This window comes from Mycobacterium toneyamaense (assembly GCF_055384815.1).
In genome coordinates this window covers 4,689,508-4,708,044 of record NZ_AP040333.1, presented here as the reverse complement: position 1 = coordinate 4,708,044, position 18,537 = coordinate 4,689,508, and the positions used below count along the sequence as shown (strand labels likewise).

The 18,537-nt window shown below is 68.0% G+C and carries 17 protein-coding genes; 12 read left to right on the top strand and 5 right to left on the bottom strand.

Going from position 1 to position 18,537, the window contains the following annotated elements; all coding sequences use genetic code 11:
• Positions 1 to 50: 50 nt before the first annotated feature.
• Complete coding sequence (locus ACZ5IQ_RS22695; RefSeq protein WP_212806858.1) at positions 51 to 902, bottom strand: dienelactone hydrolase family protein; 852 nt, start codon at positions 900 to 902, stop codon at positions 51 to 53.
• 85 nt (positions 903 to 987) lie between these two features.
• Between ACZ5IQ_RS22695 and glmS the strand changes: the two genes are divergently transcribed.
• Complete coding sequence (glmS, locus tag ACZ5IQ_RS22690; protein WP_212806857.1) at positions 988 to 2,856, top strand: glutamine--fructose-6-phosphate transaminase (isomerizing); 1,869 nt, start codon at positions 988 to 990, stop codon at positions 2,854 to 2,856.
• Between the two features lie 162 nt (positions 2,857 to 3,018).
• A complete protein-coding gene (locus ACZ5IQ_RS22685) occupies positions 3,019 to 4,164 on the top strand; it encodes a GGDEF domain-containing protein (RefSeq protein ID WP_406783875.1) in 1,146 nt (381 codons plus the stop codon).
• Between the two features lie 112 nt (positions 4,165 to 4,276).
• Here the strand turns inward: ACZ5IQ_RS22685 and ACZ5IQ_RS22680 are convergent, their stop codons facing one another.
• The 3 genes from ACZ5IQ_RS22680 to ACZ5IQ_RS22670 all read right to left on the bottom strand — a co-directional run bounded on the left by ACZ5IQ_RS22680 (position 4,277) and on the right by ACZ5IQ_RS22670 (position 8,569).
• A complete protein-coding gene (locus tag ACZ5IQ_RS22680) occupies positions 4,277 to 5,515 on the bottom strand; it encodes an HNH endonuclease (protein ID WP_318986474.1) in 1,239 nt (412 codons plus the stop codon).
• 297 nt (positions 5,516 to 5,812) lie between these two features.
• A complete protein-coding gene (locus ACZ5IQ_RS22675; RefSeq protein WP_464480328.1) occupies positions 5,813 to 6,571 on the bottom strand; it encodes a DeoR/GlpR family DNA-binding transcription regulator in 759 nt (252 codons plus the stop codon).
• 24 nt (positions 6,572 to 6,595) lie between these two features.
• A complete protein-coding gene (locus ACZ5IQ_RS22670) occupies positions 6,596 to 8,569 on the bottom strand; it encodes a PTS mannitol transporter subunit IICBA (RefSeq protein WP_464480327.1) in 1,974 nt (657 codons plus the stop codon).
• Positions 8,570 to 8,782: 213 nt separating this feature from the next.
• On the opposite strand from ACZ5IQ_RS22670, the gene ACZ5IQ_RS22665 reads away from it, so the two are divergent.
• Complete coding sequence (locus tag ACZ5IQ_RS22665) at positions 8,783 to 9,856, top strand: zinc-dependent dehydrogenase (protein ID WP_464480326.1); 1,074 nt, start codon at positions 8,783 to 8,785, stop codon at positions 9,854 to 9,856.
• Positions 9,857 to 9,859: 3 nt separating this feature from the next.
• On the opposite strand, the gene ACZ5IQ_RS22660 is transcribed toward ACZ5IQ_RS22665, so the two are convergent.
• Complete coding sequence (locus tag ACZ5IQ_RS22660; protein ID WP_212806851.1) at positions 9,860 to 10,225, bottom strand: hypothetical protein; 366 nt, start codon at positions 10,223 to 10,225, stop codon at positions 9,860 to 9,862.
• A 136-nt stretch (positions 10,226 to 10,361) separates the two neighbouring features.
• Between ACZ5IQ_RS22660 and ACZ5IQ_RS22655 the strand changes: the two genes are divergently transcribed.
• The 9 genes from ACZ5IQ_RS22655 (at position 10,362) to ACZ5IQ_RS22615 (ending at position 18,536) form a co-directional block, all read left to right on the top strand.
• Positions 10,362 to 11,774 (top strand): NAD(P)H-hydrate dehydratase, encoded by a 1,413-nt coding sequence (locus ACZ5IQ_RS22655; RefSeq protein WP_464480325.1) that lies wholly within the window; start codon positions 10,362 to 10,364, stop codon positions 11,772 to 11,774.
• 16 nt (positions 11,775 to 11,790) lie between these two features.
• The gene (locus ACZ5IQ_RS22650) at positions 11,791 to 13,170 is read left to right on the top strand and encodes a glutamate decarboxylase (protein WP_464480324.1); all 1,380 of its coding nucleotides are present in this window, start codon (positions 11,791 to 11,793) and stop codon (positions 13,168 to 13,170) included.
• A 99-nt stretch (positions 13,171 to 13,269) separates the two neighbouring features.
• Positions 13,270 to 14,415, top strand: a complete 1,146-nt coding sequence (alr, locus tag ACZ5IQ_RS22645; protein ID WP_464480323.1) for an alanine racemase — start codon at positions 13,270 to 13,272, stop codon at positions 14,413 to 14,415.
• Between the two features lie 5 nt (positions 14,416 to 14,420).
• On the top strand, positions 14,421 to 15,512 hold the full coding sequence (locus tag ACZ5IQ_RS22640) for an alpha/beta fold hydrolase (protein WP_064859886.1): 1,092 nt from the start codon (positions 14,421 to 14,423) through the stop codon (positions 15,510 to 15,512).
• Entirely contained in the window at positions 15,505 to 15,966 is a 462-nt protein-coding gene (gene tsaE, locus ACZ5IQ_RS22635) for a tRNA (adenosine(37)-N6)-threonylcarbamoyltransferase complex ATPase subunit type 1 TsaE (protein ID WP_464480322.1), read from the top strand. Before ACZ5IQ_RS22640 ends, tsaE begins: the two co-directional genes overlap by 8 nt.
• On the top strand, positions 15,963 to 16,586 hold the full coding sequence (gene tsaB / locus ACZ5IQ_RS22630; protein ID WP_406783873.1) for a tRNA (adenosine(37)-N6)-threonylcarbamoyltransferase complex dimerization subunit type 1 TsaB: 624 nt from the start codon (positions 15,963 to 15,965) through the stop codon (positions 16,584 to 16,586). The genes tsaE and tsaB overlap by 4 nt, the downstream gene beginning before the upstream one ends.
• Positions 16,583 to 17,083 carry a ribosomal protein S18-alanine N-acetyltransferase gene (rimI, locus tag ACZ5IQ_RS22625; protein WP_406783872.1) on the top strand — a complete coding sequence of 167 codons (501 nt, stop codon included), beginning with the start codon at positions 16,583 to 16,585 and terminating at the stop codon, positions 17,081 to 17,083. Before tsaB ends, rimI begins: the two co-directional genes overlap by 4 nt.
• Complete coding sequence (gene tsaD / locus ACZ5IQ_RS22620; RefSeq protein WP_406783871.1) at positions 17,080 to 18,105, top strand: tRNA (adenosine(37)-N6)-threonylcarbamoyltransferase complex transferase subunit TsaD; 1,026 nt, start codon at positions 17,080 to 17,082, stop codon at positions 18,103 to 18,105. The genes rimI and tsaD overlap by 4 nt, the downstream gene beginning before the upstream one ends.
• Positions 18,102 to 18,536: a nuclear transport factor 2 family protein gene (locus ACZ5IQ_RS22615; protein ID WP_406783870.1), complete on the top strand. Its 435-nt coding sequence runs from the start codon at positions 18,102 to 18,104 to the stop codon at positions 18,534 to 18,536. The genes tsaD and ACZ5IQ_RS22615 overlap by 4 nt, the downstream gene beginning before the upstream one ends.
• The last annotated feature ends 1 nt before the right edge of the window (position 18,537 follow it).

The following is an 18,537-nucleotide window of genomic DNA, read 5'->3' as shown; positions in this document are numbered from 1 at the left end:
AACGTCAGCACTCGGTTTGGTGCCGATGGTGCAGCCGCGTGCACACGCTCCTAGCCCTTCAACAGGGCAGCGACCTTGTCCTCCAGTGCCGGGTTCTCCGCGTCCGGATCGGCGGCGACGGTCTTCGGCAGCACCACGTCGGCGTCGGCGAAATCCTTGTAGGTCTTGTCGCCGGTCAGCTGGAACAGCAGGTAGCCAGTCAGCAGCGCGCGCACCGTCTTCTGGGTGCGGCGATCCGCGCCGGGCATCCCGACCAGTTTGGACAGCCGGAAGCCCTCGGCCAGACCGCCCGGGACGGCCTTGGCGACGGTCCGCACCGTCGCCGTCCGCCATGCGGCGGCCAGCTCGGTGGCGTTGGACTGGATGGTCAGGTCGGCGCCCGGTGCGTTGAGGATCAGGCCAGGAACCCGCAGACCCGACGCGGGCTGGTCAGCATCGGGCTTGCTCGCGGTCGGGAACACCGCGGCTACTGCCTTGAGCGGGTTGGCCGACGAGCCAAGGCCGGCGGCGGTGAAGACCGCGGCCGAGGCCCCGAAACCGTGCCCGACCAGGCCCAGCTTGGTCGGGTGCACGCTGATCTTGCCGGGGCCCAGCCGGACTCCGGTGATGATGTCGAGGGTGGTGCCCAGGTCGTACGCCAGGTTCAGCACCGACGGCGCGATGCCGGTCTCGGTGTTGGGTGCGGCCGCGACGATGCCCCAGGACGCCAGATGCTCGAGCGTGCCGTTGTAACGTCCGACACCCTGCAACCAGTCGTGGCCGAATGCCACGCCGGGCAGATTCAGCCCCGACTCGGGGGTGTAGACCGTGCCCGGCAGACCGGCAAAACCCAGGTCACCACGCAGAACGCGGTGCGGGCCGCGGCGCGTCAGAGCGCCGAAGAGCTTCTTCGTCTTGGCCACGCGATGACGTTAGCGCAGTGGCCCTGGTTTGTGCGTCACGCATGCACGGTCCGGCACCCGGGCGGCTGCACTACCCTGGATAACCATGTGTGGAATCGTCGGCTATGTCGGGCAACGGCCGGCCCGCGACATCGTGGTCGACGCGCTGCGACGGATGGAATACCGCGGCTACGACTCGTCCGGTGTCGCCCTGGCCGATGGCCACGGGGGTCTGACCATCCGGCGGCGCGCCGGCCGACTGGCCAATCTGGAAGAGGCGCTGGCCGAGACCGATGCCGCCGAGCTCGAGGGCACCACCGGCATGGGGCACACCCGCTGGGCGACCCACGGGCGTCCCACCGACCGCAATGCGCATCCGCACAGCGATGCCAGCGGCAAGCTCGCGGTGGTCCACAACGGCATCATCGAGAACTTCGCCGGGCTGCGCGCCGAGCTGGAGGCCGCCGGCGTCGAGTTCCAGAGCGACACAGACTCCGAGGTCGCCGTCCACCTGGTGGCACAGGCCTACCGGAACGGCCCGACGGCCGGTGACTTCGTCGCGTCGGTGCTGGCGGTGCTGCGCCGGCTGGAGGGTCACTTCACGCTGGTGTTCAGCAACGCCGACGATCCCGGCACCATCATCGCGGCCCGCCGGTCCACCCCGCTGGTGGTCGGCGTCGGCGACGGTGAGATGTTCGTCGGCTCCGATGTCGCGGCCTTCATCGAGTACACGCGCGACGCCGTCGAACTCGGACAGGACCAGGCCGTGGTGATCACCGCGGACGGCTACCAGGTGCTGGACTTCGACGGCAACGACGCGTCGGACCGCGCGCGCCCGTTCCACATCGACTGGGACCTGTCGGCTGCCGAAAAGGGCGGCTACGACTACTTCATGTACAAGGAGATCGCCGAGCAGCCCGCGGCCGTCTCCGACACGCTGCTCGGTCACTTCGTCGACGGCAAGATCGTGCTCGACGAGCAGCGGTTGTCCGACCAGGAGCTGCGCGATGTCGACAAGGTCTTCATCGTCGCCTGCGGTACCGCGTACCACTCCGGCCTGCTCGCCAAGTACGCCATCGAGCACTGGACGCGGCTGCCGGTCGAGGTCGAGCTGGCCAGCGAGTTCCGGTACCGCGACCCGGTGCTGGACCGCAGCACGCTGGTGATCGCCATCTCGCAGTCCGGCGAGACCGCAGACACCCTCGAGGCCGTCCGGCACGCCAAGGGCCAGAAGGCCAAGGTGCTCGCCATCTGCAACACCAACGGCTCGCAGATTCCGCGCGAGGCCGACGCCGTGCTCTACACCCGGGCAGGGCCGGAGATCGGCGTCGCCGCGACCAAGACGTTCCTGGCCCAGGTGGCCGCCAACTACCTGGTGGGCCTGGCGCTGGCACAGGCGCGCGGCACCAAGTACCCGGACGAGGTCGCCCGCGAGTACCGCGAGCTGGAGGCCATGCCGGCGCTGGTCGAGCAGGTGCTCGAGCGGCTGGACCCGATCGCCGATCTGGGCCGGCAGTTCGCGAAGTCGCCGACGGTGCTGTTCCTGGGGCGCCATGTTGGCTACCCGGTGGCGCTCGAGGGTGCGCTCAAGCTCAAGGAGCTGGCGTACATGCACGCCGAGGGCTTTGCCGCCGGCGAGCTCAAGCACGGTCCCATCGCGCTGATCGACGACGATCTGCCGGTGATCGTGGTGATGCCGTCGCCCAAGGGCTCATCGATGCTGCACGCCAAGCTGCTGAGCAACATCCGGGAGATTCAGGCCCGTGGCGCGGTCACCATCGTCATCGCCGAGGAAGGCGACGAGACGGTGCGGCCGTACGCGGACTACATCTTCGAGTTGCCGACGACCTCGACGTTGTTCCAGCCCCTGCTGTCGACCATCCCGCTGCAGGTGTTCGCCGCGTCGGTGGCCCGTGAGCGCGGATACGACGTGGACAAGCCGCGGAACCTGGCGAAGTCGGTCACTGTCGAATAGCTTCGCTTCGGCTCGTTCGCTGGCATCAACCAAGCCTGTGCTCTAGCATGGGAAAACGCAGGTCAACCATATCCGCACATTCTGCTGAAATATTAGCTGTGGAAATGGTTGGATGCGGGTTGAGGGTCAGCCGAAGGTGTCCATTGTGAGGGCCGTGGATTGTTGCTGGATGCTGCTGCGCGTCACGCCACGGTCCGGATGGTCCGCGAATGGTGGCATACGCCGACCGATTACGAGGCGCAGGTCGAGTACTTCGCCAAGCGGTCGCTGACGGGGCTGATCCAGTTCCTCGTCGGGCTCGGCGTCGGCATGGTCGGCCTCATCGTCATGATCGCCCAGTGGTCCGGTGACGCACCCGCGGGCGCGGTCGTGCGGGCCGTGTCCATCGTGTTCATCACGGCGATGTACGTGTGGAGCTGGGTGTGGTGGCTGCGGCCATGGCCGTCGTACCGGGTGTCGCACGCGTTCCTCATCAACGTCGACATCGGCGTCACCGTGGTCACCCTGCTCAACCAGAAGGTGCTGTCCGGCATGTTCGGGCTGAGTGCGCTGCTGCTGGTGTCGTTCTACATCATCTTCTTCGACGGCCCCAAAGCGCTTGCCGTACATAGTTGTTGGGCGGTGTCGTCGATCGCGGCGATGTCCGTCGAGATCGCGATCATCGGCGGCGGCGATCTGGTCCTGGCGTTCGTGAAGCTGCTGTCCGGCGGGGCGCTCGCGGTGGCGCCGATCGCCGCCCACTTCGGCATCTGGGCCCTGCGCAACGAGGCCAACGAGGCCTCGAACGACCCACTGACCGGATTGCTGAACCGCCGCGGTCTCAATCTCCACATCGACGACCTGCTGCGCGGCCACCGCAAGCGCGCGGCCGACGTCGTGGTCATCGTGATCGACCTCGACCGGTTCAAGATCGTCAACGACCGGTTCGGCCACAGCGCCGGCGACGAGGTGCTGGTCCGCTGCGCCCGGCGACTGGAGTCCTCCGTGCATGGCGGCGCGCTGGTGGCGCGCGTCGGGGGCGAGGAGTTCGTCGTCGTCGACGTCCTGCAGCCGGGGGACTGGGTGGCCGTGGCCGACCGGATCCGGGTCGCGTTGTGCGGCCGCGACGACCACGCGCCGATCACGGCGAGTATCGGGATCACCGCCGCGGCGATCGCGCACTTCGCTGAATCCGGGTGTGACCACGCGGAACTGCTCGGCGATCTGGTCGCCCGTGCCGACGAGGCGATGTTCGTGGCCAAGCGCGGCGGCGGCAACGCCGTCAGCTACCTGCCGCCGATGCCTGACGCGGTGCGGACATCGCGGTGAACTGTTCGTGATCCTCCGGGTGCGGGCCTGCTACTCCCATCCCGCCGTAGGAGCAGCAGGCCCGCTTTGCGTTGTCACTGTTGAGTTGTCAAGGTGCGTAACGCTTTAGGTGTTATGCGGCTGTGTCGAGGCGCATGGTGCGGCGGTTGTATGCGGGGATGGGTTTTCGGTGTGGGTCGACGGCCGCGGGTGGGATGAGCCAGGGGTGTTTGTCCAGGCCCATGACGACGTCCCAGCCGTCGTGGTGGACGTTGGCGTGGCAGGCCGGGCACAGCAGGCAGCCGTTGGCTAGTGATGTCTCACCGTGGTGGGTCCAGTGGATGATGTGGTGGGCGTGGGTGCGTCCGGGTGGTGCGCCGCATTTGATGCAGCATTCATCGCGGTGATAGAGCGCTTTGCGCAGGTGCGGCGGGAACAGCCGCTTCTCGCGCCCTATATCGAGGGGTACGTGTTCGCCGTCGACGATGATCGTGGTGACGGTGGTGTCGCAGCAGATTCGTTCCAGGGTCATGGTGCTGATCGATCCGATGAATTCCAACGCCGCCAGGTCGGGGGTGTCGGCGGGCACCGTCACCAGTAGCTGGGTGCGCGGCGCGGACGCGGTGTCGCCGCCGCGGGCGGCGATGTCCAGCACCGCTTCCAGCGCATCCGCCCGCCGCCTGCCCGCGGTGCGGGTGTCGGGGGTGCCGTCGGGTTCTGGCCGCGGTGCCGAGTGTTCCTCGATCGCTGCGACCAGCTTGGCGCCCACCTCCACGTCCAAGTCCGCGCGCACCTGCACCCGACCATCGGAGGTGACGCGGTGCTCGACGGTGTTGATCGACCGGTCCTCGGCGGCCGGCAGGCCACCTTCGGCGGCGGCGACCCGGTTGCCCAGCCGGCGGGCGCGTTTGTCGATGTCGGCGGGGGTGGCGCCGGAGAAGAACTGTCCCAACAGATCGGTCACCTGCTGGTACCGGGTCTCCTCGTCCAGCTCGCCGGGTGCGCGGGCGCGGATGTGGTTGATGCCTTTGACGATCGCATCGACATGCTCCCCGGAGATCGCACCGTCGGCGGCATGGGCCGCCAATGTGGGCAATGCCGGTAACGCGGCGCCGACCCGGACCAGCCGCTGCGCGACCGACGGCGCACACCCCAACGCCATCAACAACTCCCTCGGCGTCCGCCCCTGCGCGGCCGCGGCACCACAGCGGTCCAGCGCCCCGGTCAGCATCGCCGCCAGATGGTCGGCCACATTGCGCAGCCGCAGCACGCACGTCATCGCCGCAACGACCTCGTCCACCGACATCTCGTCGGAGACCTGCACACTGCGAAGGTGATCGAGAAGAGCGTTGAGATCCGGTGTGATTCCCATGCCCAATTGTATCGAACATATGTTCGAACAGCAAGGAGTTTTTCGGCCTACATCAGGACGTCGGTGACAGTTGCGCTGATCTCGGTGAAGGCAGGTGGTGGGTCCTCAAGCTCGAGCCTTGCAACTGCCTAGCGCATCGCGCGAACCGCCCGGAAAGGTTGGGCGCCAACTCGGCCGGGTAGCGCATGTGCTCAGCGGGGCACGCCCGCGCACCGATGCAGCGCTACACGTTGACACCCCGACCCAGCGGCCCAACGGCTCTGTGGGATCGGCTCGATCGCAACGCTCACGCAACGCTCACGCGCGCACCACCGAAGGCCCTAGCGCTTCATAACGGGCCGCCGCGGCGGCCGGCAGTTCCGTACCGGTGACGATCGCGTCGAAGTCGGACACGTCGGCGAACCGGCAGAAGCTGGTCTCGCCGAATTTGGAATCGGCGGCCACCAGGATGCGGCGCATCGCGACCGACACCGCGGTTTGCTTGACCGCGGCCACCGCGGGATCGGGGGTGGTCAGCCCGTGCTCGGGCGTGATGCCGTTGGTGCCGAGGTAGGCGACGTCGATTACGAGGCTGCGCAACCGCTCCACGGCCCAGTTGTCCACCGTGGCCAGGGTTCGTCCGCGCATTCGTCCGCCGAGCAGCATCACCGTCACGGTCGCGCTGTGGGCCAGCGCTTCGGCGGCCAGCAACGACGACGTCACCACCGTCAGCTGCTGATCCGCCAGCTGTTCGGCGATCAGTCGCGGAGTGAATCCCTCATCCAGATAAACGGTTTCGGCTCCATGGAGCAGATCCGCGGCTGCGGCCGCGATCCGGTGCTTCTGGGCCAGGTCGACCTGACTACGGTACTCGACCGTCGATTCGAATGCCGCCGTCTCCAGCGGGATGGCTCCGCCGTGGACCCGCTTGAGCATGCGCCGCCCGGCCAGCACCTTCAGGTCGCGGCGGATGGTCTCCGACGCCACGTTCAGTTCTTCGGCCAGCGCCAGCACCTCGACCCGCCCACGGGTACGGGCGAACTCGACGATCTGGCGCTGGCGGCTGTCTGAATCCACGGATGACATTCTGGCGCCCGTCGTCTACCGCGCTTCGCTCAGCACCGCCCGGACCTCCTCGGGCGTGCTGGCGCGGCGCAGCCGCTCCACCTCGTCCTTGTTCAGGAACACCTGGGCGATCCGGGTGAGAAGCGCCATGTGGTCCTTGCCGGCGCCGGCGATGCCCACCACGAACTCGGCGGGCTTGCCGTTCCAGTCGATGGGTTCGGGATAGCGGACGAACGAGATCCCGGAATGCCGGATCGCACTCTTGGCATCGTTGGTGCCGTGCGGGATCGCCAGGCCGTTGCCCATGTACGTCGATACCGATTTCTCCCGCTCGTGCATGGCGTCGACATACGAGACGTCGACGGCCTGCGCGGAGACCAGCAGGTTGCCGGCCTCGGTGATGGCGGCCTCGGCGGTGGTGGCCGAGCCGGCCAGCACGATCGAGTCGAGCGACAGCACATCGTCGGAATCGGCCGTGGGTTCGGTTGGCGCCGTGGCGGATTCGCCTGAGGACCCAGGGGTGCCGTTGGTACGTCCCAGTAGTTCCAGGATTTCGTCGTAGCGGGGCGAGTTCATGAAGTCGTCGACCGAGACATGGATCGCCGACGGGGTCTTCTGCCGGGCGCGCTCGGTGAGATCACGGTGGGTGACGGCCAGCCCGTAGGTGTCGGTCAGGTTGGAGATGGCCTGGTTGACGACCGTCACGCCGGTGAAGCCGGCGTCGCGAATCTTCTTGCGCAGCACCGACGCTCCCATCGCGGACGAACCCATGCCGGCATCACACGCGAACACGATATTGGTGATGGGAGCCGACGCGGAGCTGCCCACCAGTGCCGAGGCCACGCTGGATCGCTTGCCCTTCAGTGCCTCCATCTCGGCGGTGGCGGCAGCCAGATCAGGCTCGTCGGTGGCGCGGTCGGTCTTGAGCAGCACCGAGGCTACCGCGAAGGAGACGGCGGCCGCCCCCAGCACCGACAGCGTGACGCCGAGGTAGCTGCCTGACGCGGTCTGGGCGTAGACGGCGATGATCGAACCGGGTGCGGCGGGCGCGCGCAGGCCGGAGCCGAACAGCACATTGATGAAGACGCCCGTCATTCCGCCCAGGATGGTGGCGGCGATCAGCTTCGGCTTCATCAGCACGTACGGGAAGTAGATCTCGTGGATGCCGCCGAGGAACTGGATGATGGCGGCGCCCGGTGCGGATGCCTTGGCGGCGCCGCGGCCGAACACCATGAACGCCAACAGGATTCCCAGGCCGGGGCCCGGATTGGCTTCCAATAGGAACAGCACGGATTTGCCGGTGGCGAGCGCCTGCGTGGTACCCAGGGGAGTGAGCACGCCATGGTTGATGGCGTTGTTGAGGAAGAGCACCTTGGCGGGCTCGATGAAGATCGAGGTCAGCGGCAGCAGGTCGTGGCCGACCAGGAAGTCGACGCCGTGGCCGGCGCCGCGGGTGAATGCCGATACCACCGGGCCGACACCGAAGAACCCGATGACGGCCAGCACCAGTCCGGCGATGCCGGCCGAGAAGTTGTTCACCAGCATCTCGAAGCCGGGGCGGATCTTGCCGTCCCACAAGGCATCCAGCTTCTTGATGACCCAGCCGCCCAAGGGACCCATGATCATTGCGCCCATGAACATCGGAACATCGGACCCGGCAACCACGCCCATGGTGGTGATGGCACCGACGACGGCTCCGCGGGTTCCGTACACCATTCGTCCGCCGGTGGATCCGATGAGGACCGGCAGCAGGTAGGTGATCATCGGCCCGACGATGCCGCCCTTTTCGTAGGCGCCCCAGCCGCCGATGTGGGCCACCCAGCCGTCCGGGTTCTGCAGCGAGTGAAAGAGGCTCGGTAGCCAGCCGGTCTTGATGAACAGTGCGGTGATCAGGCCCCAGGCGATGAAGGCGCCGATGTTCGGCATGACCATGTTCGACAGTGCGGTGCCGAGCTGCTGCACCCGCACGCGCAGACTGGCGCGCTGCGGTGTTTCCGTCGTTGCGTTCACTGTGCTGGACCTCCACCTTGACCGGCCGCGAAGGTGATGCCCGTCACATCACCGTGTGGTTATGAGTAAAGCCCACATATGGGCACGATGGCAAGCAAATGGGCAAAAGTGGGCAGAGAAAAGTTTGAATTTATGCCCGAATTGCCGTTAGAGTGGGCGCAGAGTGAACCACGACACACTTGCCGGCCAGGCCGGAGAACCGGAAGGAACGCCATGAAAGCGCTGCGCTACTACGCACCCGAGGACGTCCGGCTCGAAGATGTGCCCGAGCCGGTATGTGGACCCGACGAGATCAAGGTCCGGGTGCGCAACTGTTCGACCTGCGGCACGGACGTCAAGATCCTGCACAACGGGCACCAGAACCTGACCCCGCCGCGGACCATCGGGCACGAGATCGCCGGCGACATCGTCGAGGTGGGCGCCGACGTGAACGCCACCTACGGCACCGAGTGGGCCGAGGGCGACCGGGTTCAGGTGATCGCCGCGGTCCCGTGCGGTGAGTGCCACGAGTGCCGCAAGGGCTGGATGGCCGTGTGCCAGAACCAGACCTCGATGGGCTACCAGTACGACGGCGGATTCGCCGAGTACATGATCGTGCCGCGCCAGGTACTCAAAGTCGATGGGCTGAACCGGATTCCGGACAACGTCGGCTACGACGAGGCGTCGGCCGCGGAACCCTTCGCGTGCGCCATCAACGCCCAGGATCTGCTCGGCATCGAGCCGGGTGACACCGTCGTGGTGTTCGGTGCCGGTCCCATCGGGTGCATGCACATCCGCATCGCCCGTGGTGTGCACGACTGCGGGCCGGTGTACCTCGTGGACGTCAACGACGCCCGCCTGGCGATGTCCGCCGATGCCGTGCACCCCGATGCGGTGATCAATGCGGCGGAGGTCGACGTCGTCGAGAAGGTCATGGAACTGACCGGAGGCCGCGGCGCCGACGTGGTGATCACCGCGACCGCCGCCAATATCACGCAGGAGCAGGCCATCGCGATGGCCGCGCGCAACGGCCGCATCTCGTTCTTCGGCGGCCTGCCCAAGACGAATCCGACGATCACTTGCGATTCCAACGTGGTGCACTACCGCCAGCTGCACATCCACGGCGCCAACGGATCTGCGCCCGAGCACAACAAGCGGGCGCTGCACTACATCTCAACCGGCCAGGTTCCGGTGAAGGACTTGATCACCCGGCACATCGCCCTCGACGAGGTGCTCGATGCGTTCTCGATCGTCCAGAACGGCGAGGCCATCAAGGTGACGGTGGAGCCCAGCGCGGTTCTCGTCTGAGTCTCAGCCGCCGACGGCGGCGATGTAGCCGCCGATCGCGAGCACACACAGGACGGCACACAACCCCAGCGTGCCGACGGCAAATGGCCAGGCGCGCAGGCGCTTCACCAGTCGGATGACCGTGACGACCGTGCCGGCCAGCGCCACCACCATGGCGGCGATGAAACCCGCTGCCATGGCGTTGATCCCGGCGTCGATGTGACAGGTCGCCGGCGGACAGTAGTCGGTGAACGCCAACGCGAACACCGCGAAGAACGCGGCCACGCCGCCGCCGACATAGGTGAGCACCAGCGCGCTGATCGAGGCGGCGAGGTCGCCGCTCGACAGCGGAGGCTTGGCCGGTGGCAGCGGCGAATAGCCGTAGGTCATGGCGGGATGTTATCCGCGCCGAACGTGAGCGGGTGTGCGAAAAATCCACAGAAGTTCGCACACCCGCTCATGCTCGGCACCCGAATTTGACGCACATGCCAACCCCCGCGGGGCGGATGTGCGTAACCTTCGAGCTATGCGGCACTACTACACCGCCGAGCAGATCCGCGCGGCCGAGGCGCCGCTGTTGGCTTCGCTGCCCGATGGCGTGCTCATGCGCCGGGCGGCATACGGGTTGGCGACGGCGATCGCCACCGAACTCAAGGCCCGCACCGGCGGCGTGAGCGGGCGCAGCGTCTGTGCGGTGGTGGGCTCCGGCGACAACGGCGGCGACGCGCTCTGGGCGGCCACGTTCCTGCGCCGCCGCGGTGCGGCCGCTACAGCGGTGCTCCTGAACCCGGACCGCACCCACCCGAAGGCGCTCACCGCATTCCGAAAAGCCGGCGGCAGAGTAGTTGAAAGCATTCCGCCGTCAACCGATTTGGTGATCGACGGCGTTGTCGGCATCGGCGCCACCGGGCCGCTGCGCCCCAATGCCGCGGCGGTCTGCGCGGCCAACACCGCGCCCATCGTCGCCGTCGACCTCCCCAGCGGCATCGACGTCCAGACCGGCGCCACCGACGGCGCCCATGTGCACGCCGCGCTGACCGTCACCTTCGGCGGGCTCAAACCCGTGCACGGACTGGCGGACTGCGGCCGCGTCGAACTCATCGACATCGGACTCGACCTGCCGGAGCCGGCGTTCCTCGGATTGGAAGCGCACGACGTCCGCGCCCGCTGGCCGGTTCCGCACCCGTCGGACGACAAGTACAGCCAAGGCGTCACGGGTGTGCTTGCCGGGTCGGCGACGTATCCGGGCGCGGCAATCTTGAGCAGCGGCGCCGCCGTCGCCGCGACCTCGGGCATGGTCCGTTACGCCGGCTCCGCGCACGCCGAAGTGGTGTCGCACTGGCCGGAAGTCGTTGCAGCGGCGGATATGACGGCTGCGGGACGGGTCCAGGCGTGGGTGGTCGGCCCCGGGCTCGGTACCGATACCGCCGGCGACGACGCGCTGCGGTTCGCGCTGGACACCGACCTGCCCGTGATCGTCGACGCCGATGCACTGACCTTGTTGGCCGCCGACCTCGACCTCGTCGCGGACCGCGCGGCACCGACGGTGCTGACGCCCCATGCCGGCGAATTCGCCCGGCTCGCAGGACATCCGCCCGGACCCGACCGGGTGACCGCTACCCGCGAACTGGCCGAACGTCTGGGCGCCACCGTCCTGTTGAAGGGCAACGTCACCATCATCGCCGAATCGGACGGCCCCACCTATCTCAATCCCGCCGGCCAATCCTGGGCTGCCACAGCCGGATCCGGCGACGTGCTGTCCGGCATCATTGGCGCCCTGCTGGCGTCGGGCATCGCACCGGGTGAGGCCGCCGCGATGGCGGCCTTCGTGCATGCCCGTGCGGCGGGCCTGTCCGCAGCCGACCCCGGTCCCAACCCCGCGCCCACATCGGCGCACCGCATCCTGGCCCATGTCCGGGCCGCTGTCGCATCGCTCTAATCAAGGGGGAATCAGTATGTCGCGCAAGCATGTTCATGGACCGATCATGAGCCCGGCCTACACCGGGCGGTTGTCCACCGCGCCGGTCCCATCGTTGCGTCTGCCCGACGACCCGCTGGACCCGCAGGCCGCCTACCGCTTCATCCACGACGAGCTGATGCTCGACGGCAGCTCCCGGTTGAACCTCGCGACGTTCGTCACCACGTGGATGGACCCCGAGGCCGAGAAGCTGATGGCCGAGACGTTTGACAAGAACATGATCGACAAGGACGAATACCCGGCGACCGCGGCCATCGAGTCCCGCTGCGTGTCCATGGTGGCCGACCTCTTCCACGCCGAAGACCTGCGCGACGATGACCCGTCGTCGGCCTGCGGGGTCTCGACCATCGGTTCCAGCGAGGCCGTCATGCTGGCCGGCCTGGCTCTCAAATGGCGGTGGCGCGAGAAGGTCGGCGACTGGAAGGGACGCACCCCCAACCTCGTGATGGGCGCCAACGTCCAGGTGGTGTGGGAGAAGTTCTGCCGCTACTTCGACGTCGAGCCGCGGTACCTGCCGATGGCCGAGGACCGCTATGTCATCACCCCGGAGCAGGTGCTCGCCAGTGTCGACGAGGACACCATCGGGGTGGTGGGCATCCTGGGGACCACGTTCACCGGTGAGCTCGAGCCCATCGCTGAGATCTGCGCGGCGCTCGATCAGCTCGCGCAGGAGAAGGGCCTGGACATCCCCGTCCACGTCGACGCCGCCAGCGGCGGTTTCGTGGTGCCGTTCCTGCACCCGGATCTGCACTGGGATTTCCGGCTGCCGCGGGTGGTCTCGATCAACGTCAGCGGCCACAAGTACGGGCTGACGTACCCCGGCATCGGCTTCGTGGTCTGGCGCAGCAAGGAGCACCTGCCCGAGGACCTCGTCTTCCGGGTGAACTACCTGGGCGGCGATATGCCGACCTTCACCCTGAACTTCTCTCGGCCCGGCAATCAGGTGGTCGGCCAGTACTACAACTTCCTGCGCCTCGGCCGGGCCGGCTACACGCAGATCATGCGCTGCCTGTCGGACACCGCCCGGTGGATCGGCGACGAGCTGCGGGGCAGCGAACACTTCGAGGTCATCACCGACGGCTCGGCGATCCCGGTGATCGCGTGCCGGCTCAAGGGCAAACGGCCCTACACCGAATTCGACGTGTCGCACGCGCTGCGTGCCTACGGCTGGCAGGTGCCGGCGTACACCATGCCCGAGGGTGCGACGGACATCGCAGTGCTGCGTGTGGTGGTGCGTGAGGGCTTCTCGGCGGACCTGGCCCGTGCCCTGCGCGACGACCTGACCACCGTGCTGAACAGCCTCGACGAACTGAAACCGAAGGGCCAGTTCGACGACGTGCAGCCGTTCGCCCACTAGGGGACGAACCTGAGCTTGTGTTCCAGATCTCCCGAAATCGTGGTGCACAAGCTCAGGCTCGACGCGGATCAGCGGGCGTCTGGGAGAATCGGAGGCGATATGAGCTCGCCCGATCCTCAACCCGCTGCCCAGGCCGTCATCGACCTGGGCGCAATTGCGCATAACGTGCGGCTTCTGCGGGAACGCGCAAGCAGCGCCGCGGTGATGGCGGTGGTCAAGGCCGACGGTTACGGGCACGGTGCGCCGCAGGTGGCGCGTGCCGCCCTGGCGGCCGGGGCCGCCGAGCTCGGCGTCACCAACATCACCGAGGCACTGGCGCTGCGGCAGGCCGGCATCACTGCGCCCGTGCTGTCCTGGCTGAACCTGCCCGGCACCGACTTCGCGCCCGCGCTGGCCGCCGATGTGCAGGTGGCGGTGGCGTCGGTACGGCAGTTCGACGACGTGCTCGACGGCGTGCGCCGCAGCGGTGCGCCGGCCACACTCACCGTCAAGGTCGACACCGGCCTGAGCCGCAACGGCGTCAGCCCCGCCGAGTACCCGGCCCTGCTCGACGCCATCGCCCGGGCCGCCGCCGACGGCGCGGTACGCCCCCGCGGCATCATGAGCCACCTCGCATGCGGCGACGACCCGCAGCACCCGATGAACGACACCCAGGCCGAGCGCCTCACTGCGGCTCGGAAACAGGCCGCGGCGGCCGGCGTGCACTTCGAAGTGGCGCACCTGGCCAACTCGCCCGCGACCCTGACGCGGCCCGATCTGCATTTCGATGTGGTGCGGCCGGGTATCGCGGTCTACGGGCAGACGCCGATCCCCGCGCTCGGCGATTTCGGCCTGCGGCCCGTCATGACGCTGAAATGCCCTGTCACCGCGGTACGTTCGATCAAAGCCGGCGACGGCGTGTCCTACGGGCACACCTGGATCGCCGACCGCGACACCACCGTCGGGTTGATCCCGCTCGGCTATGCCGACGGGGTCTTCCGCGGTCTGAGCGGACGCATCGACGTCAGCATCAACGGCGCCCGGTACCGCAACATCGGCCGAATCTGTATGGACCAGTTCGTGGTTGACCTCGGACCCGACGGTGCCGGTGTCAAGGTCGGCGACGAGGCGGTGCTGTTCGGCTCGGGCGCCGCCGGTGAGCCGACGGCGCAGGACTGGGCCGAACTGCTGGGCACCATCAACTACGAGGTCGTCACCAGCCCGCGGGGCCGGGTCGCCCGGACCTATCGCGAGTCGACGGGCTGACGTCCATGAGCGACAACAGGAATGCCCGGTGGCTGGCGGGCATGGCCGGGCTCACGGCCGTGGGGTCAGTCGCCGGGATCAGCGTCGCCCGCTCGTTGCGCCGCCGTGGAGGTGAAGACCCTTACGCGGGTGAAGATTTCACCACGCTCGACGCCGACCGCGGGTACGTGGTGACGGCCACCGACGGCGTGCCGCTGGCAGTCCGCGAGGTCGGCCCGAAAGACGCCCGGCTGACGGTGCTCTTCGCACACGGATTCTGTAACAGCATGGGCTCCTTCCACTTTCAGCGGGCCCGGCTGGCCGAGCGGTGGGGCGATCAGGTCCGCATGGTGTTCTACGACCAGCGCGGGCACGGCCGGTCCTCGGCCGGTCCGACCGACTCGTACACCGTCCCGCAACTGGGGCAGGACCTCGAATCGGTGATGCGGGTGATGGCGCCGCGGGGGCCCGTGGTGTTGGTCGGTCACTCGATGGGTGGCATGACGGTGCTGTCCCACGCCCGGCAGTTTCCGCACAACTACCCCGCCCGCGTGTGCGGCGTCGCCATCCTCGCCTCTGCGGCACAAGGGGTTACCCGTTCGCCGTTGGGTGAGGTGCTGCAGAATCCGGCGCTGGAGGCGGCGAAAGTCGCAGTGCGGTTCGCGCCCGGCGCGGTCAGTGCGGGCCGTGGCGCGGCGAAGGCCGTCATCGGCCCGGTGCTCAAGGCCGCGTCGTTCGGTGACGACGCAGTCAGCCCGTCGGTGGCTCGGTACGTCGAGAAGATGACGCACAACACCTCGATCCGCACGACCGTCGAGTTCCTGCACGCACTCGAAACCCACGACGAGGCAGGCGCGCTGCCGGTCTTGCAGCACGTGCCCACGCTGATCGCCTGCGGCGACCACGATCTGCTCACCCCACTGGCCAAGTCCGAGGCGATGGCCCGGCAGCTGCCGAAGTCTGAACTGGTCATTGTCGAAGGGGCCGGGCACATGGTGCACATGGAGCAACCCGAACTGATCAACGAGGCGCTGGAGCGCTTCGTCGAGCACGCCACGCCGTCACGGCTGGTGGCGCTCACCCGGCATCTGCGTGGAAAGGCCAAGCGCAATGGATGATTCGCACGGCACCGTGCACCTGCCGACCGAGGCCGACACCATGGCCCTCGGCGCCCGGTTCGGCGCCGAACTCAAGGTCGGCGACGTCGTGGTGCTCACGGGGCCGCTGGGCGCCGGGAAAACCATGCTGGCCAAGGGCATTGCGCAGGGTATGGATGTCGACGGCGCGGTGACGTCGCCGTCGTACGTGCTGGCCCGGGTACATCCCGCCCGCCGTGCCGGACACCCCGCGATGGTGCACGTCGACATGTACCGACTGCTCGATTCAGGCAGCACCGACCTGCTCGGAGAACTCGACTCGCTCGACCTCGACACCGACCTCGACGACGCCGTGGTGATCGTCGAGTGGGGCGAGGGTCTGGCCGAGCGATTGTCGGCCAGCCATCTGGACATCCGGTTGGAGCGCGCCGACGACGACACCCGTACCGCTGTCTGGCATTGGAGCCGTGGATGATTCTCGCCATCGATACCGCCACCCCGGCCGTCACCGCCGGTGTGGCACGGCGTTCCGCGGCCGGCGTCGAGGTGCTGGCCGAACGGATCACCCTCGATGCCCGCGCGCACGCCGAGCAGTTGACGCCCAATGTGATTGCCGCCGTTGCCGATGCCGGTATCACGTTCGCCGACCTGGAAGCCGTGGTCGTCGGCTGCGGGCCGGGCCCCTTCACCGGGTTGCGGGTCGGCATGGCCACCGCAGCTGCGTACGGACAGGCGCTCGGCATCCCCGTGTACGGCGTGTGCAGCCTGGATGCGATCGCCCCGGCGACTCCCGGAGAACTGTTGGTGGTCACCGATGCCCGTCGCCGCGAGGTGTACTGGGCGCGGTACCGCGGCGGCGCGCGGGTCGAGGGACCGGCGGTGAGCGCCGCGGCCGACGTCGAGCCCGGGTCGGGTTCGGTGGCCGGCCCGGCCGCGCAGGCCGCACTGTTCCCGTTGCCTTCGCTCGACGTCGAGTACCCCACCGTGACCGGCCTCGTGACCGCCGCCGACTGGGACCAGCCGCCCGCCGCGCTGGTGCCGCTGTACCTGCGCCGACCCGACGCGAAAACCCTTGCCGAGCGGGGACTCTCGTGACCATCGAGTACGGTCCCCTGACGGTCGGCGACGCCGACCGGTGCGGCGAACTGGAGGCGATCCTGTTTCCCGGTGACGACCCGTGGCCGGCAGTTGCCTTCATCCGCGAGCTCGACTCGGCACACAACCACTACGTCGCCGCACGCGAGGGCAAGCATCTGGTGGGGTATGCCGGCATCAGCCGGCTGGGCCGTAAACCGCCGTTCGAGTACGAGGTGCACACCATCGGGGTCGATCCGGCGTACCAGGGCCAGGGCATCGGCCGCGAGCTGCTGGACCGGCTGTTGGCCATTGCCGATGGCGGCACCGTGTTCCTAGAGGTGCGCACCGACAACAAGCCGGCGATCGGCCTGTACGAAAGCGTCGGGTTTGTGAAGATGGGTGTGCGCAAACGGTATTACCGGATCAGTGGCGCGGACGCATACACCATGCGACGGGACGCGCAGGTGAGCAGCGTGTCAGGCGACGCGGACGTGAGGAGCGAGTCAGGCTCATGACAATCATCTTGGCCATCGAAAGTTCCTGTGACGAAACAGGCGTCGGCATCTGCGAATTGGCGGACGACGGCACCGTGACGCTCTTGGCCGACGAGGTCGCCTCCAGCGTCGACGAGCACACCCGCTATGGCGGCGTGGTCCCCGAGATCGCCTCGCGTGCGCACCTGGAATCGCTGGGGCCCACCATGAATCGCGCCCTGGCGGCCGCCGGCATCGAGCGGCCCGACGTTGTCGCCGCGACCATCGGGCCCGGCCTGGCCGGTGCACTGTTGGTGGGTGTGGCTGCGGCCAAGGCCTATTCGGCGGCGTGGGGTGTGCCGTTCTACGGTGTCAATCACCTGGGCGGGCACCTGGCCGCAGACGTCTACGACCACGGCCCGCTGCCCGAGAGCGTCGGGCTGCTGGTGTCGGGTGGTCATACCCATCTGCTGCATGTGCGATCCCTGGGCGAGCCGATCGAGGAACTCGGCAGCACCGTTGACGACGCGGCGGGCGAGGCCTACGACAAGGTGGCCCGGCTGCTCGGGCTCGGCTACCCCGGTGGCCGCGTGCTCGACGAACTGGCCCGCCAAGGCGACCGGAATGCCATCGTGTTCCCGCGCGGCATGACCGGTCCTCGAGATGACCCGTACGCCTTCAGCTTTTCCGGTCTCAAGACCGCCGTCGCCCGCCACACGGAGAAGCACCCCGACGCGTCGCACGCCGACGTCGCCGCCGGCTTCCAGGAGGCCGTCGCGGACGTGTTGACCCGCAAGGCGGTTCGTGCGGCCACCGACCTGGGCGTGTCCACACTGCTGATCGCCGGGGGAGTGGCCGCCAATTCGCGGTTGCGTGAGCTGGCCGAAGAGCGTTGTGCCGAGGCCGGTTTGACACTTCGGGTGCCCCGGCCGCGGCTGTGCACCGACAACGGGGCCATGATCGCCTCGTTCGCCGCGCACCTGATCGCGGCGGGAGCCAAACCGTCGCGGCTCGACGTGCCGAGCGACCCGGGGCTGCCGGTGGTGAAAGGCCAGATCGCGTGAGCCTGCAGGACGCCGCGGACAAACTGGAGATCACGGAGCTGCTGTACCGGTACGCCGAACTGATCGACGCCGGCGACTTCGACGGCGTGGGAAAACTGCTGGGGCGCGGGAACTTCATGGGCGTTGCCGGCGCCGAGGCCATCGCGGCGCTGTTCGCCAAGACCACCCGCCGTTTCCCCGATCACGGGAACACCCCGCGCACCCGGCATCTGGTACTCAACCCGATCGTTGAACTCGACGGCGATACCGCTCATGCGCGGTCGACGTTCTGCGTGGTGCAGCAGACCGAAACGGTTCCGCTGCAACCCATCGTGGTGGGCCGGTACGGCGATACGTTCGCGCGCGACGACGCCGGTTGGTACTTCACCGAACGTGTTGTGGATGTGCAGATGGTCGGCAACGTATCCGACCACCTGAACATCGCGCTGTAGC